The sequence below is a fragment of the Lederbergia lenta NBRC 16444 genome (genome assembly GCF_001591545.1).
Classification (GTDB): Bacteria; Bacillota; Bacilli; order Bacillales; family Bacillaceae_C; genus Lederbergia; species Lederbergia lenta.
The window spans coordinates 328,269-345,858 of the sequence record NZ_BCVC01000002.1 but is presented as its reverse complement, the minus strand read 5'-3'; the positions used below and the strand labels follow the sequence as shown (position 1 = coordinate 345,858).

Below are 17,590 nucleotides of genomic sequence, written 5' to 3'. Positions count from 1 at the left end.
CATGCATTAAATCTATATTTAAAAGATACACCTATTTGAGATGTACTTTTAAAATCTCTCTCGCTGCACCTTCATCAGTGATTAATACTGTCTGATCTGGTGCACTTTTCATATAGGCCTTGATTGCTTTAGCTTTCGACTTACCTCCAGCTACCGCTATCACTTTTCGACCCACATGAAGATCGGAAATTTGAAGTCCGATAGTGGGGACCTTATGTACTATTTCCCCATTTTCATTAAAATAATAGCCAAATGCTTCACCAACTGCATTTTCTTCGGAAATTTTTTTCATCGATGATGTAGAAGTTCTTCTCCTACCAGCCATTGTAATAGCATCTCCAATACCGTGAAGAACAATGTTGGATGCTTTAATCAGTTGTAAAATTTCCTTAATTGCCGGTTCTTTAAGTAAGGATTCATACACTTCTCGTCCTACTTGATCTGGGACATATAATACTCGATGAGAGCCACCCGTATTTTCAGCCATGGTTGCACAAATTACATTTGCTTGATTCTTAACATCTTCCCCAATTCCACCTCGAGCAGGCACGAAAAGTAACTTTCTTTTCTCTCCTAGCTCATCAGTCAACATTTCAGCAGTACAGGCCATAGTAGTTCCGCCTGTTACAGCAATAATATTATCCTTATTGAGACTAGACTTCAAACGATCTGCACAAGCCTTACCAAGTTCTTCTTTAACAAAGGTAGCTGTATCACTGTCTCCGGGAATGACAATTACTTCGGCGATACCCATCAATTGTTTAAGGTCATGTTCTAATTGACGAATACCTGATAAATTACTCATCATTTCATCAAGTTCATCAAGTAACTTTAAGCCCTTTTCAGTTACCATCATTCCAGCTGTTTTTACATCAATTAGATGTTGGGTCTTTAAAAATTCAGCCTCACTTCTTAAAACTCGTTCAGTCATCCCTAACATACCTGCCAATGTCCTACGACCAACTGGTTCCGTTAAACGGATAGAACGTAGAATCTGATAGCGTTTCTGCATAACATCAAGTAAGTCAGGCACAATTTTCGATTGGATTTTCAAAAAATCATGCATATCATTGCTCCTTCAACACCGCAGGTCACGTGGCGTCCCAGTAAGACATAAAGCGTCCCATTACAAATAAAAAAATAAGCTCCGGCTTATTTATATCTTATCACGCTAAAAAATAAATATCAATTCAGATGTTTTTGTATTTGTTCCTCTAACGTAAAAAGATCAATGATCCCTTCTTGAATCAATTCGCCATCTATCTCAACAACAGGAATAGATATACCATACTTCTCCATCCACATCTCGTTTGTTTCTATATCATTTGTAATAATGTCAAAACCATACTCTTTTTGTAACATTCTTAACATTAATTCAGCGTCCTCACAAAGCATACAATTTTTCTTTGTATAAAAAGTTATTCCCACTATCATCACCCCATCATCTTAATATAAACATGTCTACCTGGATAATTATATATATTTTTTAAAGCTTTGTGGAGTCAAAAATAATTCCTTCTCATTAATAATATAGAAATTAATATCCTATGGTTCTATGTTCTATTCAACTAAATATAATAAACAGCTAATCTCCACATTCTTTTGCGGTTTACACCAGCTTACTGGCTGTTTCAGATCATTTACTGGCCGTCATCGGATATTTACTAGCCGTCATAAGCAAATACTGTCCGTTGAGCGCTCTTTACTATCCATCAATGAGCATATACTGGCCTTGATCACTGTTTACATTATTTTGGGATTCACTCTAATTAATTCCATTTAAAGGTAATATCTTATTTCATCATGGAGTAACCATTTTAAAGCGTCCACTTTAACGAATCGACTATACGCACGGATCAGAAGAACGCGAATAAAATCATCTTTTATTATTGACAAGTATCACCTGTTTAAGTATGATGAAAGATGTCTTAAGGTTCGTATTTATAATAGTGCTTCGGAAAGAAGTAACGCAAGCCTTGACATGACAGTTTTTTGCCCTCGTAGTGTAACGGATAACACGTAAGATTCCGGTTCTTGAGATGTGGGTTCGATTCCTGCCGAGGGCGTATATCGCGTGTTTCAAGCAATAATAAGTAACGAAAGTTTTACTGCGTCTCTTTCTTAATTGAAAGAGGCGCTTTTTTTTATGGCTGCTAAAGCTTTCTTCATAATCTTAAATCATCCACTCAAATATAGATTGTCAGAAGATTTTCCATGTATTACTATAGAGAGGGAGTGAATTTTATGAAAAATAAAAAAATACTCATTATTACATTTGGAGCTGTTCTTTTTGCTATCGTTACATATCTCACTTTCACTTTGTTAAACAATGACAAAAACGATGTCACTGTTAAAGAAAAAACCGCGATTACAAAATCTGGAGGAAATACTCAAGTTGAAACATCGGTAATTGAAATTGATGAACAAAGAGAGGAAACGATTGAAGAAGAGTTTCCTAATGATACAAGTGAATATGCTATTCAAGACGCTATACATGGAATGTCACATCAAAAAGTGATAGCGGAAGAAAAATGGGGTTTTCTTCCTTTAACTCAAGAGCGTGTAAAACGTTTAATAGAAGTAGTTGAAATGAATGAAAGCAAATACATACATGCTAGTACATACTTACGCATTCTTGAGCGTTGGGAGAATAATGATTTCACACAAGCAGACAAAGACCACAACGCTGTTTGGAAATTGCAAGGTGGTACGATTGGAAAGGCCTCTGGCGTTCTGTCTCTTGATGAGGAAAAAGCATTTATTAAAAAACATTTTAATATTAAAGCGAAGGCGGTAACATCAGAATCGAATTGATGTTACCGTTTTTCTTTTTATCTTAGAATGAGCATTTTACCCAATATTAACTGTTAAAAGTCAAATAATTAACCATTGCAAGCATTTTTTGTTTAAAATGAAAGCTGATGGTTAATATGATATGGTATAAACTTTATTTATACACTCTAAATTCATTCGTTTGACCTTTACTGACCATCGTTGTATGATATTATTACATCATATGTAAAAGAGCAAAGAGCTTAAGTTAAACCATCTGATTTTTTATAAGGAGGAGAAACATTATGAATTTAATTCCAACAGTTATTGAACAAACAAGTCGTGGAGAGCGGGCCTATGATATTTATTCACGGTTATTAAAAGATCGTATCATCATGCTCGGTAGCGCTATTGACGATAATGTCGCTAACTCGATCGTATCACAATTGTTATTCTTGGAAGCTGAAAATCCCGAGAAAGACATTTCTATTTATATAAATAGCCCAGGCGGAAGCATCACTGCAGGAATGGCTATTTATGACACAATGCAATTTATCAAACCAAATATCCAAACAATTTGTATCGGTATGGCTGCATCTATGGGGTCGTTCCTACTTGCTGCAGGTACAAAAGGAAAACGTTACGCTTTACCGAACAGCGAAGTAATGATTCACCAACCACTCGGTGGTGCGCAAGGTCAAGCAACGGAAATTGAAATTGCTGCGAAACGTATTCTTTTCTTACGTGAAAAACTTAATCAAATTCTGTCTGAACGTACAGGGCAGCCAATTGAAGTAATTCAACGTGATACAGATCGCGACAACTTTATGACAGCTGAAAGAGCAAAGGAATATGGATTAATCGATCATATCCTGCAACGCCATGAAGAAATCGAGAAAAAATAACCTTTTTTTCTCATCAAAAACGCTTGAGATAATGTCTCAAGCGTTTTTCAATATAAAAAATTGATTCATACTTCTTGAAATTGGATATGGTGCAAATTAGCAAAGATGCCACCTTGATTTACTAAATCGGAGTAAGTGCCATCCTCTGCAATTCCATCTTCTGTTACAACTAGGACTCTATCAGCATCACGGATTGTTGCTAAACGATGTGCAATCACTAAAGTTGTACGATTTTCTGCAAGTTCATTCAATGCTTGTTGAATTATTTTCTCTGTTTCTGTATCTAACGCAGATGTCGCTTCATCTAGAATAAGTATTGGTGGATTTTTTAAAAACATACGCGCAATGGCCAATCTCTGCTTTTGCCCCCCAGATAATTTTAAACCACGTTCCCCAATTTGTGTTTCATAACCATCCGGTAATGAAGCAATAAAGTCTTCCAAATGTGCCTTTCGTGCGGCGCTGTAAATTTCTGCATCACTTGCATTTCTGTTTCCATATGCAATGTTTTCCCAGATCGTTCCAGTGAATAAAAAGACATCCTGCTGAACTATTCCAATATGTGAGCGTAGTGAATGCTTTGTCATATCGCGAATATCGATACCATCGATGGAGATTGAACCCGCATTTACATCATAAAACCTCGGTATCAACGAACATATAGTTGTTTTTCCCGCACCAGATGGACCGACAAAGGCTACAGTTTCCCCGGATTGTATATTTAAGTTAATTCCCTTTAATACCGCTTGATGTTCATCATATTTGAAATACACATCATTAAATTGAATATCACCAACTAATCCGTGCACCTCCTCGGCATGTGGCCGATCCTGGATCTCCGGTTCTTGCTCGATTAAATCTCGAAACCGTTTGAATCCAGCCATTCCTTTAGGGTACAATTCCAGCAATGCGCTGATTTTATCAATTGGTTTAATCAAGACATTAACGTACAAAACAAAACTAACAAGCTCACCATATGTAAGCTTTCCATTAAAACTAAACCAGGCTCCAACAACCAGAACTAATAGAGTCACAAGACGAGTCATCATATAGATACTAGAATGCGTCCAAGCCATCACCTTATATGCAACAAGTTTTGCTAAGCGAAAATTGCCGTTATCTTCTTTAAAACGAGAGATTTCAAACTCTTCATTTGTAAATGATTGAACTACTCTAGCGCCCGACACACTATCCTCAACACGTCCATTCACATCTGCAATTTTCCCATACATATTCTTCCACGCTTGATTCATTTTTACATTACAAAATGTCACAAGCCAAATAAGGAACGGAACCATAATAATAGCGATAATAGCTAGCTGTGGATTAATATTGAACATGATTGCAAAGGCACCAACAAAGGTCATGATCGCAATAAAGAAATCCTCTGGTCCATGATGGGCAAGCTCACCAATATCGAATAAATCATTTGTAATTCTACTCATGACATGTCCTGTTTTCGTATTATCAAAAAAGCGAAACGATTGCCTTTGCACATGGGTAAATAACTCTTCCCGCATATCCGTTTCTATATTAATTCCTAGCTTGTGTCCCAAGTAACTCACGATAAACTGAAGACCTGTACTTAGAACATAAACAAGTAACAATAATAAACCTACTGTTACAATTGTGCTCCAATTCCCCTCAGGTAAAAGTTTATCTATAAACCACTGGACTGCAACTGGGAATGCAAGCTCTAGAATGGCTACTATTACGGCACTAGTAAAGTCAATAATAAACAGTCGCTTATGGGGTTTATAATAGGAAAAAAATTGTTTTAGCATCACGCTTCTCCTTCAGTAACCATTTCATTCTTTTATTTTTTTGGAGCCGAAGCAAATGATTCATCGCCCGCTCTTAATTTCTCCGCGATTTCATCAATTTTACGTAAACGGTGATTAATTCCTGATTTACTAATCGAACCACTCGAGAGCATCTCACCTAATTCTTTTAACGTAACATCTTGATGTTCTACTCTCAAGACAGCTATTTCTCGTAGCTTATCAGGTAGAATATCGAGCCCGACAGACTGTTCAATATAGCGAATATTTTCTACTTGCCTAAGAGCTGCACCAATTGTTTTATTTAGATTAGCTGTTTCGCAATTAACCAGTCTATTTACTGAATTTCTCATATCACGGACAATTCTAACATCCTCAAATCTTAGCAATGCTCCATGCGCCCCAATCACACTAAGAAACTCAGTAATTTTTTCTGCTTCTTTTAAGTACGTTATAAAACCATTTTTGCGTTCTAATGTTTTACTATTTAATTGAAAGTCATTCATTAATTCACAAAGGGAATCATTATGTTCTTTGTATAGCGAAAACACTTCAAGGTGATAAGAGGAAGTTTCTGGGTTATTTACTGAGCCACCAGCGAGAAAAGAACCTCGTAAATAAGACCTTTTACAGCATTTCTTTTTAATCAAATCCTTAGATATGTCATGAACAAAAGTGATTCCTTCTCCAAGAATTTTTAAGTCTCTAAGCATTTTTTCTGCATTTTTTTTCAGGCGCACGATATATACATTGTTTTTTTTCAAACGCATTTTCTTTCTGACGAGCAATTCAACATCTGCATCGTACAATTTCTTTAATAATGTATAAATTCTCCGTGCAATAGCCGCATTCTCCGTTTGAACGTTCACAATTAGTAATCGATTAGAAAATGATAAAGAACCATTCATTCGAATCAATGCTGATAATTCAGCTTTTGCACAGCAGTCTTTCACATCTAAGTTTGTAAGTTCTTTTTTCGTTTCCGAGGCAAACGACATCTTCCTACCTCCTAACAACTATTATGTCTGAGCGATATGATCTGTATCTCGCCCCAAAAGTGAATAGAGGATATTTGCCACTTTTTCAGTATCATGTCGAATGAAACCATGATCAAAACTAATAATTTCATCATGGATCACTTCCATTCCAAGTGCGACCAATCGGTCCACATCAAACAATACCGGTTGGGCTTGCTCTTCTTGATAGCGATTTTGTATTTCAACAGGAACAGCTTCATTATTGACTAGAATGATATCAATAAACGGACATAGCATGTGGTTATACAATGCGTCAACATGTTGACTTGCTGTGAATCCAAGTGTTTCCCCTGCCTGTGTCATTAAATTACATATATATACTTTCTTTGCTTTTGCCTTACACACCTCTTCTCCCAGTCCGGGTACAAGTAAATTAGGCAAGATGCTCGTATAGAGGCTCCCAGGCCCCACAACAATTAAATCAGCCTCACGGATTGCTCTAATTGTTTCAGATAAAGGTTTGATAACCTCTGGTGTTAAAAAAACACGTTTGATTTTTTTACCCGATTCGGGAATTTTTGATTCTCCTGACACGATTGTTCCATCATTCATCTCGGCATGCAAAACAACACTTTGATTTGCCGCTGGCAAGACTTTCCCATGTACATTAAGCACTCGACTCATCTCATGGACCGCATGAACAAAATCACCAGTAATAGATGTTAATGCTGCGATAATTAAATTACCTAAAGAATGTCCCGATAGTTCATTGGCTGTTTGAAAACGATGCTGAAACATTTCTTCAACGAGCGGTTCTACATCAGACAATGCCGCTAACACATTTCTAATATCACCTGGTGGTGGGATTTCCATTTCAGATCTAATTCTGCCAGAACTTCCACCATCATCAGCAACGGTTACAATCGCGCTAATATCTACTGGATATTTTTTTAATCCACGTAATAGAACAGGTAAACCTGTTCCACCGCCAATTACTACAATTTTCGGCTTTTGGTCTTGTTTCATCGCTGCAATTCCTTTCTTTTCTGAATATCTCGGTGTGTTACTTGAATATGGTATTCTTTTTCGTAAAATTTTCCGATATATTCAGCAAGTGCGACTGAGCGATGCTGACCTCCTGTACATCCAATTGCGACAACAAGTTGACTTTTTCCTTCACGTTTATAATGAGGTAACATAAAGGTTAATAAATCTGTTATTTTCGATAGAAATTTTTGTGTATCATTCCACTTCAAAACATAATTAGATACTTCTTCTTCAAGACCTGTCTTTGGTCTCATATGATCTATATAATGGGGATTAGGTAAAAAGCGAACATCAAAAACTAAATCTGCGTCAATCGGAATACCATGTTTAAATCCGAATGACATCATGTTCACTGTAAATATTGCTTGCTTATTTGCCGAGAATTCTACAAGTATCTTTTCCCTTAATTCTTTAGGCTTCATATTCGATGTATTGTAAATAAGCTGTGCTCGTCCTTTCAGATCTTCGAGCAAGCTTCTCTCTTGAGTAATTCCGTCGAGTGGCAATCCAACAGGTGCTAATGGGTGAGAACGTCTAGTTTCTTTATATCTACGAACAAGCGCTGCGTCATCAGCATCTAGATATAAGATTTGTGGGGTTACCCATGTTGAATCACCAAGCTCATCGATCACACGTAAAAGTGTATCGAAAAACTCTCTACCTCGTAAATCCATAACAAGCGCAACTTTATTCATTTTATTTCCTGATTCTTTCATTAGCTCAAGGAACTTTGGCATAAGCGCAGGAGGTAAATTATCAACGCAAAAGAAACCCAAATCCTCAAAACTATGGACGGCTACCGTTTTACCCGCACCAGACATCCCTGTAATGATCACTAATTGCACGTCATCTACTAAACCAGCATTCATTTCCTACACCCCTATTCCTATATATAATATATACATTTCATTTATCAATAAAAGTACGTTCTTACCATTATACTATTTCTATCAACATTAAAACAGATCTACTTTTTTACAGAAAAGCGGAAGCATCCGTAGATTCCATACAAACCATGCACAAAAATGTAGATACAGACTTGCAACAAAAAAAAGCACAGGCTAGGCCTGTGCACAAAGAAAGGGATATTGTATAAAAAGGGGGTCAATATCTCATGTTTATACTATAGCCGAAAAACATTTCAGCACTGTTACAGTAGCATTAAAACACGGTTACTTTTAAATCAGCATATTCATTGGACTTAGCCTGTGATCTTACACTAACGGTAATCCCCTGCTTAGCCAGTGTGTTTTCACATCAAGAGCAACCTAATAATATTTTATTGTGTTTGTAATTGTTCCATTAAATTTTCAATATATATTTGCGCACTTTGAGCAGCAATACTGCCGTCTCCAGTTGCAGTGACAATTTGTCTCAACAACTTATCACGTACATCCCCTGCAGCAAAAATGCCTGGAGCTTTTGTTTCCATATTGTCGTTTGTTTCAATATAGCCTTCTGCATTAGTGATTCCAAGATGTGCGAATGGCTCTGTTAAAGGATCCATCCCAATGTAAATGAATGCTCCATCTGCACTAAATTCTTTTTCTTCACCGGTTTCAGTTGAAACAAGTGTTGCAGAACCTAGCTTGCCGTCTTTTCCATTGAATTCTTTTACTGTATGGTTCCAGATAAAATTAACTTTTTCATTTGCAAAAGCACGATCTTGTAGAATTTTTTGAGCTCGAAGTTCATCTCTCCGGTGAACAATTGTAACTTTATCGGCAAATCTAGTTAGAAAGACACCCTCTTCAACTGCTGAGTCACCGCCACCAACAACGATAAGTTCTTTACCTTTAAAGAAAGCACCATCACAAACAGCACAATATGATACACCGCGCCCTGTCAGTTCTTGTTCTCCTGGAATCCCCATTTTGCGGTATTCTGCACCAGTTGTGATAATAACTGTTCGAGTTTTATATTCTTTTGATCCTGCTTTTACAGTTTTAAACTCTTTGCCATCAACTACTTCTTTAATATCACCATAAGCATATTCTGCACCGAATTTTTTTGCATGTTCAAACATTTTTGTAGATAAATCAGGACCCAAAATATGTTCAAAACCTGGGTAGTTTTCTACATCTGCTGTGTTTGCCATCTGTCCACCCGGCATACCTCTTTCGATCATTAAAGTAGATAAATTGGCACGTGACGCATAGACTGCTGCAGTCATACCAGCTGGACCAGCACCAACAATAATCACATCATAAATTTTTTCTTCTGCCATTGTTGCAACTCTCCTTTATGAATAAAGCGGCTTTTGTCAACACTTATATGTTGCTTCAAATCGCCATCCCTTATGTTCATTATGCCTCTACTTCTATCGTATTAAACAAGTGCGATTCCGTCCAAAGATATGCTCATTTCCAGTTATTTTCTAGTATGTGAATATACTTTCTAACAGTCGATTGTGATAAATCGTATTCATCTGCTATTTCTTTTTGCGTCTTTTTATTTTCTTTATCGCGAAGCCACGTGTATTCCATTGCTGCGGCTATCGCAGTCGTATTAGTAAATACTGCTCCAATTTTTAAAGCATGTCTAAATGTAGAAAACCAAGCAAGTATAATGCCGCTAGCTTTCGTTCTATCACTGTCAAATTGCCTATATAGTTTAAGGGCAATTTCATGACCTTTTTCAACCAAGCCATCAGGATCAATTTTTTCCTTTGTGTTTGATTGATTGATCACAGCTAAATAAATTTTCTCTGTTAGTGAAAAATCATCTAAAGGTTTGAATTCATCGTGTGTGATTAGCTCTTTTTTATGCTTGGATACACCTATAAGAAAGATTCCATACAATCTTTCTTCCAAACGATCACTATTCAATAATTTCATAATAAAAGTATCTTCGTCTTCTAGTTTTACATATATTTGTTGAGCTTCTTTCCATGGCTCAGTTCCTGCTTTATTAGGGTTCATCACAGCTAACTGTTTCCAAGCTCGTTCTGCTGTAGTATGGTTTCCCGTAAAATGGGCCGCTCTAGCTAACCAATAATAAAAACCGGCATCTCCCTCATACCCATGTTTCTGGATATGTCGTAGTAAATAATAGGCCTTGTCATATTTCCCCGCAAGTGCAAATGTGGCTCCTAATTTATAACGATGTTCCATTGATATCGGTTGAACTTTTTCAAGCGCAGACAATAGCGTATCCAACTCTTCATCTTTCCGTTCATAATATAAAAAGATTACTAGATTACACAGCGCATGCAGATTACCCGGATTCTGATCTAATACTTTTTCTAGAATGCCAAATGCCTTACCTGTTTCTCCTTCATAGAAATAAGCTAAGGCAAGATTATTATAAGCTGGCCAGAATTCCGGATGAGTTTCTACTGCTTCTTCCAGCATTTCGATTGCCTGCATAAAATTTCCGGCTTCTAAAAGTTGTCGAGCTGCTTCCTGTTGATTTGCCATCAACTCTTGTTCTTCCAGTTCATCTATGTTCTCATCTTCATTAATTCCCATCAAAGCTAGTAGTTCTTCCGTATCTTCTGCAAACTCTCCAGTTTGATCTAAATCAAGATACAAATGTGCATGCTTATAAGCTTCTGTGAATAGACCAAGATGCGCATAATTATTCGCCAAAAAATAATGGCATTCGGTCATTCGCTCGTCAAGGTCCTTAAGCACCGTATGCAGTAATTCATTTGACTCCGCATATTCCGCATCATCTGTATAGATAAGTGCAAGTTGACAGGCAATCATTGGTTCATCCGGTTCAAGTTCCCAAGCTCTTATTAAATATTTTTTTGCCTTTTTTATATCATAGCGATCATACGCTTTAATTCCCTTATGGTAATAATATTCGCCCGTTGGTACAAACGGAAAAATGTTTGATTTCTCATATTGTAGTTTTGTTTCTTTAAACATCGAATTCCTCCGTCGTCATCTTCCTTTGTCGCTTTTTGTAGTATATCATACTAAATTGCTCCTTTATAGGATAAAAAAGTGGAAGCTCTTTGTTCTATGACGCATGAAGAAAGGGGAGGTTCGGGGCAAGGAACACCAATATAAACACAACATTGTGTACGCTCATATTAAAGAACTCTACAGCATTGGTAAATTTCCCCTAATGTAATTAGACACAAAAGTGTAATATATACAGCATAATTATAATAAGGTCATACTTTTTTCCCAATAAAAAAAACCTGAATTTCATCAGGTTTCCCCTCCATATATCGGATCCTCTTTCCGACGTTCAAGAAGTTCTTCTTTCGTATAAATAACCCTCATTGGATTTCCACCAACAAATGCACCTTCTGGCACATCTTTGTGAACTAGCGTACCGGCTGAGACGATTGCACCGTTACCAATGCTAATACCGGGTAATATAGTTGAATTAGCTCCAATCATCACTTCATCACCAATATCTACCGGTCCCAACCGATATTCCTTAATCAAATATTCATGAGCTAATATGGTCGTATTATACCCAATCACGGTATTCCGTCCTACAGAAATATTCTCAGGATACATTACATCAAGCATGACCATCAATGCAAAAGATGTATGTTTACCAATTTCCATTCGTAAAAACGTTCGATAAAGCCAATTTTTCATACTCAAGAAAGGTGTGTATCTAGCCATTTGAATGACAATAAAATTTCGGATAACCTTCCAGAACGGAACCGTTTTATACACATGCCATAACGAGTTTGCTCCCTCTACTGGAAACCGCTCCGTTTTTCTCATTTACTACCTACTCCAACTATATCTAATAAATCAGCCATCGTGTCCAACATATAATCAGGATCATATTGTTCTAGATACGATCTACCCTTTATTGACCAAGAAACGCCACATGTATATGTACCTGCATTTTTCCCACCTAAAATATCATGATAATTATCACCAATCATCATTGTTTCTTTCGGCTTAGAGTCAAGTAACTTCAATGCTTTTTCAAGCGGCTCTGGATTTGGCTTTGCATGTTTCACTTCATCTAAACTAATAATCACATCAAAGAATTGATCTAGATTCGTAAGGGCTAGACCTTTTAAAACGGTAGCTCTTACTTTGGTAGAAACGATAGCTAATTTATATTTGTTTTCATAAAGCGTACGGATCGTTTCAAATACACCTTCGAACTCTTTTACTAGAAGATCGTGTTGCTCTAGATTAAATTTCCGGTATTCTTTAGTCATAGCCTCAGCATTATGTGGATCAATCCCCACAAATGTTTCCGTTAAAGTTGGCCCTAGAAAAGGGAGTACATCTTCCCTTTTGTAAAGTCCTGGCTGAAATATTTCTAACGTGTGCAAAAAAGAAGAAATGATCAATTCATTTGTATCTATTAATGTCCCATCAAGGTCAAATAATAAAGTTGTAATCTGTTTATTCATTAAGCTGCATTCCTTTCTTCTGCAATTTCAACTCGTTTCCAAATCGTAGCCACGAGTAAAGTTAACAGGATTGCTGTTACAAGTCTAATAAGAAGGAGTGGCAATACAGGTATACCAAGAGGGATAAACACTAGTGTATCTTCCACAACAGCATGGCATGCTACGAGAAAAATAAAAGCGAGTGTAACATCCTTTTTACTTACTCCGTCTTCTTGTACAGCCTGGATCATTACTCCGGCGCCCATAGCAAGACCAAAAAATAGACCGGCAGCCATTGTAGTTGAAGTGTTTTCCTTCATCCCTAAAAGTCGTGTGAATGGTGCTAGCCATTTTGAAAAGACAGATAGCCACCGAAAATCTTTCAATAGCTGAATACCAATCATGAGTGGAATGACGATAAGCGCTAACTGAAAGACACCAAGAAATGCCTTTTTTAGACCAATTCCAACTATTGCGGGGATACCTACTACTTGCTCTTCTGCAATTGGAATCATCCCGTATTGCGCTATTTCTTGACCTCCACCCCAAAGTAGATTAATCATTATAGCTGATAGAAGCGCCAAGCCGACCCTAACAACTATAATAATCCACATTTTCACACCTACTTTAACAGCAACCGCAGATTCAATAAATAAATTATGTGAGAATGACATCATCGTGGCGATAATAAACACTTCTTTTACCGTTAATTCAACCGATAATATCCCTGCAATTCCTGCGTATAAATTTAGGAAATTACCAAGTACTAATGGAATAGCAGCATCTCCCGATAATCCTAATATCCCCATAAATGGTTCTATTTTATGAATGATCCACGGTAAAACTGGAGTATGTTGAAGCATCACTACGATCAAGGTAACTGGAAAAATAATCTTTCCCAAAGTCCAAGTCGTTTTTAACCCCGCTATTGCTCCATTTTTGATTGAGGACTGCCACATGACGAACTTCTCTCCTAAAAAAGCTTTTATTTATCTAGATATTTAGCTGTTGCGAGTCCTGATTTTCTTCTATAAACCCATATAACAACAGCAATAGCTATTAAAACTAGCGAAATAACTTGGGCAATTCGTAAACTGTCCGTTAACATCAAGCTATCCGTTCTTAAACCTTCGATAAAGAAACGACCAATCGAATACCAAATAACATAGCTTAAGAATAGCTCACCGCGACGGAAATTAACCTTTCTTAACGCAATTAATAAGCCAAAGCCAATAATATTCCAGAGCGATTCATACAAAAAAGTTGGATGATAGTAAGCACCTTGAATATACATTTGATCAATAATAAATTGTGGTAAATGCAAGTTTTCAAGAAAAGCCCTTGATACTTCTCTACCATGTGCTTCCTGATTTATAAAATTTCCCCAACGGCCAATAGCCTGTCCGAGTATGATACTAGGAGCAGCTATATCTGCCACTTTCCAAAAAGAAACACCCTTTTTTCTCGTATAGATAATTGCGGTAATAACAGAACCAATTAAAGCCCCGTGGATGGCGATTCCGCCTTCCCATATCTTAATGATATCACCAGGATTTTGTGAATAATAATCCCATTGAAAAATCACATAATAAATCCGAGCAGAGATAATAGCAATTGGAATAGCCCATATCATTAAGTCGGCAAATAAATCTTTATCTAACCCTCGCTTATCACTCTCACGAATAGCCACATACAAAGCAAGAGCTATGCCTATTCCAATAATAATACCATACCAATTGATTGATAAAGGTCCAAGTTGCAATGCAATTGGATTGATCGGGGTAATTCCGGATTCCATACAATTCACTCCTTTTTAACATTGATATTTAAACCATTATCATTAATCATTGTCACCTTCTCTTATTACCTGGTTTAACCTTTCCGTAAATTGCTCAGCAGCATTCACCCCAAGTTGTTTGAGACGGAAGTTCATTGCAGCAACTTCGATAATAACTGCTAAATTTCGACCCGGACGTACAGGTACAGTTAATCGTGTTATTTCTGTATCAATGATCTTCATTTTTTCCTCATCTAAGCCAAGTCGATCATAATGCTTATTTTGATCCCATAACTCTAAATTGATCGTTAATGTGATCTTTTTACTTGGTCTTACTGCTCCCGCTCCGAACAATGTCATCACATTTATAATTCCCAAACCACGAATTTCTAATAACTGTTCTAATAACTCAGGAGCTGTTCCAACAAGTACATCTTCGTCTTCTTGCCTAATTTCAACACAATCATCCGCAACAAGCTGATGACCACGTTTAATAAGCGCTAATGCTGTTTCACTTTTACCAACACCACTTTGTCCAGTAATAAGCACGCCTATACCATAAATATCAACAAGTACACCATGCACAGCAGTTGTAGGAGCTAGCCTACTTTCTAAGAAATTTGTCAACCTACTGGAAAAACGAGTTGACTTCATTGTTGTGCGCATGACTGGCACAGAATGACGTTCAGATGCTTCGATTAATTCTGGAGGAACATCCAAACCGCGTGTGATCACAATGCCCGGTGTAGTTGCATTACACAAAAGCTCCATGCGATCTTTTCTATCATTATCTGTCATTTGTTCAATAAAACTGTTTTCCGACCGGCCTAAAACCTGTACTCGTTCTGCTGGATAATAATTAAAGAAACCAGATAACTCCAGACCAGGCCGCGAGATATCACTCGTTGTAATAGGTTTATGTATTCCTTCCTCACCGCTAATCAATTCCAAATTAAATTGCTTAATAATATCTTCCGTCCGCACTTTCGCCAACAAAATCACTCCTCGTCTTCCTATATAATTGAAAACCATTTAAACTTCAAAATTACATTCATTTTTCTATTTTAGCACTTAATAGCTTTGAAACTCTACCTTTCCTCTTGAAACTTTTATAACTTCATACATTTAAGTAGACATAGTTCCTACCTGTTTAGAAAGAGAAAATCATGCTGGCACCAGTCAAACCGCTTTATTTTGCGAGTTGATCCTTTTGTGTAAAGGGAAATAGAGCTATGTGAGATTATCATAGCCCTTATATGATGAATCATCTCCTCATATGAAAAACCCACACGATTTTTACCGTGTGGGTTCGTATTATTTTTTAGGTTCTAGGACAGTCTTTTGAATAATTAAATTGATGATCGACATCAAAATTGCAATCCAAATGGCCAACCCAAATCCCGATATCTCAAATATACTACCCATTATTGCATCTGTCATCCATAATGTAATAGCATTAATTACAAACAAGAAAAGCCCTAAGCTTATTAAAGTGACAGGTAATGTAAGTAGTATAAGAATGGGTCTTACAAGTATGTTTAATATAGATAAAACGAGACTAGCTCCAACTGCGGCACCAAAACTGGAAACTTCAAAGCCTTCAAAATAACCTGCAAAGGCAATAAATAATAGAGCATTTATAACTATTCCGATCAACCATTTCATACATTATTCACCAGCCTAATTAACCTGCTTTACTAATACTGATCCTGTTTTTGTATCCGCCAATAAATGAATAACTTCTTCCTCTCGTCCCGGACGCTTAAACTGAACTTGTTTTTGTATCATTTCTTTCTTTTCATGCGAAACATTAATGCCTTCAAGATCCAGCTTATAACTGCCTAGATTCGAGCGCACATCACCATCTACTGTCGCTCCCTCAGGTAAATATATATTGATATTACCAGTTACAACTTTCGCTTCTATTCTCTTTGCACCTATTTCAGGTAGGGTACATGAAATATTCCCATTAAATGATTGAATATCTGCTACTTGAAAAATTCCTGAAACATCGACCGTACCATTCACTGTTTCAGCCTCAAGCTCTTCCACCTTTGAACCTGTTAGTTTAATTTGCCCGTTCACGGTGTCAACTTCAAACTTTCTACCTTCCATTTTATCAAGTTCTACTTTTCCATTCGTTGTTTTGACAGTTAAGAATTCGGAATGAATATTTTCTCCGGTAAGTCCACCGTTAAATATTCTAATAGAAACCTTCTTATATTGCTTTTCAGGAATGTAGATAACTGTTTCTACTCTCATCCACTTCGATTGTGTAGCAAAGCAAAGTAAACCATTCTCAATTGAAAAGATTGTGTTATCAAGAAAATACTTACGCGCTTCTTCCCTGTCATCTGAACGGTATACTTTAGCTTGGCATTCAACGCGTACTTCTGGTTGATCCCAAGCAATCAATCTAATAGGACCATTTGCAACATCTACATCTATTTTTTCTATCTCACTATCTTCTTGTTGAAACGTATGAGGAATGTCTACTGATTGCGTAAATTGTAAATCGACATTTTTAATTTTATGAAGTGCATTGTTTACAAAGTCAAAAATCCGTTCTCCTGCATTTTCTAACTGAGAATAAAAAGTATCTTCCTTTGTATTTTCAGTGGATTGAGAAGAATCCTTTGAAGCAGTTTCCTCGCGCGTGGTTTGTGACTTTGTATTAGCATTATCGTCGTTAGCTGCATCACTAGCTACTTTTTCTTTCAGTGATGCATCTTTCTCAAGGGCTTCAAGTAGAATAATTGCTTCCTGTGCTGAAAGCTTACCATCTTGAACTAATTCTAATATTCTTTTTCGCTCTTCACTCATTTCGCATCCTCCTTTTTAATCTTATATTCTTATACGGATACAAGGTAGTAATAGTTTCATTTTTATTGCAAAAAAGGTAGAGCTAAGCAAAATGAATAGAAAACAAATAAATGAATCCTTCTTTATATATTTGAGTTCCTTTAAGAATAAGCTTCGCTCACCCGGCTATTATTTTGTTCGTA

The 17,590-nt window shown here is 36.7% G+C and carries 17 protein-coding genes and 1 tRNA gene; 3 read left to right on the top strand and 15 right to left on the bottom strand.

Annotated elements, in window-relative coordinates; genetic code table 11:
• Positions 1–31: 31 nt before the first annotated feature.
• Positions 32–1,066 carry a sugar-binding transcriptional regulator gene (locus BLE01S_RS11555; protein WP_066141845.1) on the bottom strand — a complete coding sequence of 345 codons (1,035 nt, stop codon included), beginning with the start codon at positions 1,064–1,066 and terminating at the stop codon, positions 32–34.
• Between the two features lie 119 nt (positions 1,067–1,185).
• Positions 1,186–1,434 carry a glutaredoxin family protein gene (locus BLE01S_RS11550; RefSeq protein WP_274379913.1) on the bottom strand — a complete coding sequence of 83 codons (249 nt, stop codon included), beginning with the start codon at positions 1,432–1,434 and terminating at the stop codon, positions 1,186–1,188.
• Positions 1,435–1,994: 560 nt separating this feature from the next.
• Between BLE01S_RS11550 and BLE01S_RS11545 the strand changes: the two genes are divergently transcribed.
• The 3 genes from BLE01S_RS11545 to clpP all read left to right on the top strand — a co-directional run bounded on the left by BLE01S_RS11545 (position 1,995) and on the right by clpP (position 3,677).
• Positions 1,995–2,066, top strand: a tRNA-Arg gene (locus BLE01S_RS11545).
• Positions 2,067–2,244: 178 nt separating this feature from the next.
• Complete coding sequence (locus tag BLE01S_RS11540; protein ID WP_066141838.1) at positions 2,245–2,814, top strand: DUF6241 domain-containing protein; 570 nt, start codon at positions 2,245–2,247, stop codon at positions 2,812–2,814.
• Between the two features lie 263 nt (positions 2,815–3,077).
• Positions 3,078–3,677: an ATP-dependent Clp endopeptidase proteolytic subunit ClpP gene (gene clpP / locus BLE01S_RS11535; protein WP_066141835.1), complete on the top strand. Its 600-nt coding sequence runs from the start codon at positions 3,078–3,080 to the stop codon at positions 3,675–3,677.
• 65 nt (positions 3,678–3,742) lie between these two features.
• On the opposite strand, the gene BLE01S_RS11530 is transcribed toward clpP, so the two are convergent.
• The 13 genes from BLE01S_RS11530 to BLE01S_RS11470 form a co-directional block, all read right to left on the bottom strand.
• Positions 3,743–5,461 (bottom strand): ABC transporter ATP-binding protein, encoded by a 1,719-nt coding sequence (locus tag BLE01S_RS11530; RefSeq protein ID WP_066141832.1) that lies wholly within the window; start codon positions 5,459–5,461, stop codon positions 3,743–3,745.
• A 32-nt stretch (positions 5,462–5,493) separates the two neighbouring features.
• Positions 5,494–6,456, bottom strand: coding sequence for a DNA-binding protein WhiA (whiA, locus tag BLE01S_RS11525; protein WP_066141830.1), 963 nt, complete (start codon positions 6,454–6,456; stop codon positions 5,494–5,496).
• A gap of 21 nt (positions 6,457–6,477) precedes the next feature.
• Positions 6,478–7,461, bottom strand: coding sequence for a gluconeogenesis morphogenetic factor MgfK (mgfK, locus tag BLE01S_RS11520; protein ID WP_066141827.1), 984 nt, complete (start codon positions 7,459–7,461; stop codon positions 6,478–6,480).
• Complete coding sequence (rapZ, locus tag BLE01S_RS11515) at positions 7,458–8,351, bottom strand: RNase adapter RapZ (RefSeq protein WP_066141824.1); 894 nt, start codon at positions 8,349–8,351, stop codon at positions 7,458–7,460. The genes mgfK and rapZ overlap by 4 nt, the downstream gene beginning before the upstream one ends.
• Before the next feature lie 410 nt (positions 8,352–8,761).
• Positions 8,762–9,709 carry a thioredoxin-disulfide reductase gene (gene trxB / locus BLE01S_RS11510; RefSeq protein ID WP_066141821.1) on the bottom strand — a complete coding sequence of 316 codons (948 nt, stop codon included), beginning with the start codon at positions 9,707–9,709 and terminating at the stop codon, positions 8,762–8,764.
• 133 nt (positions 9,710–9,842) lie between these two features.
• On the bottom strand, positions 9,843–11,357 hold the full coding sequence (locus BLE01S_RS11505) for a tetratricopeptide repeat protein (protein ID WP_066141819.1): 1,515 nt from the start codon (positions 11,355–11,357) through the stop codon (positions 9,843–9,845).
• Between the two features lie 288 nt (positions 11,358–11,645).
• On the bottom strand, positions 11,646–12,179 hold the full coding sequence (locus tag BLE01S_RS11500) for an acyltransferase (protein WP_066141816.1): 534 nt from the start codon (positions 12,177–12,179) through the stop codon (positions 11,646–11,648).
• A complete protein-coding gene (ppaX, locus tag BLE01S_RS11495) occupies positions 12,176–12,829 on the bottom strand; it encodes a pyrophosphatase PpaX (protein ID WP_066141813.1) in 654 nt (217 codons plus the stop codon). Before ppaX ends, BLE01S_RS11500 begins: the two co-directional genes overlap by 4 nt.
• Positions 12,829–13,767 carry a nucleoside recognition domain-containing protein gene (locus BLE01S_RS11490; protein WP_066141810.1) on the bottom strand — a complete coding sequence of 313 codons (939 nt, stop codon included), beginning with the start codon at positions 13,765–13,767 and terminating at the stop codon, positions 12,829–12,831. The genes ppaX and BLE01S_RS11490 overlap by 1 nt, the downstream gene beginning before the upstream one ends.
• Before the next feature lie 26 nt (positions 13,768–13,793).
• On the bottom strand, positions 13,794–14,606 hold the full coding sequence (gene lgt / locus BLE01S_RS11485; protein ID WP_066141807.1) for a prolipoprotein diacylglyceryl transferase: 813 nt from the start codon (positions 14,604–14,606) through the stop codon (positions 13,794–13,796).
• 42 nt (positions 14,607–14,648) lie between these two features.
• A complete protein-coding gene (gene hprK, locus BLE01S_RS11480) occupies positions 14,649–15,578 on the bottom strand; it encodes an HPr(Ser) kinase/phosphatase (RefSeq protein ID WP_066141804.1) in 930 nt (309 codons plus the stop codon).
• Positions 15,579–15,899: 321 nt separating this feature from the next.
• Positions 15,900–16,250, bottom strand: a complete 351-nt coding sequence (locus BLE01S_RS11475) for a phage holin family protein (RefSeq protein ID WP_066141801.1) — start codon at positions 16,248–16,250, stop codon at positions 15,900–15,902.
• Between the two features lie 15 nt (positions 16,251–16,265).
• Entirely contained in the window at positions 16,266–17,408 is a 1,143-nt protein-coding gene (locus BLE01S_RS11470) for a DUF4097 family beta strand repeat-containing protein (protein WP_066141798.1), read from the bottom strand.
• Positions 17,409–17,590 lie beyond the last annotated feature (182 nt).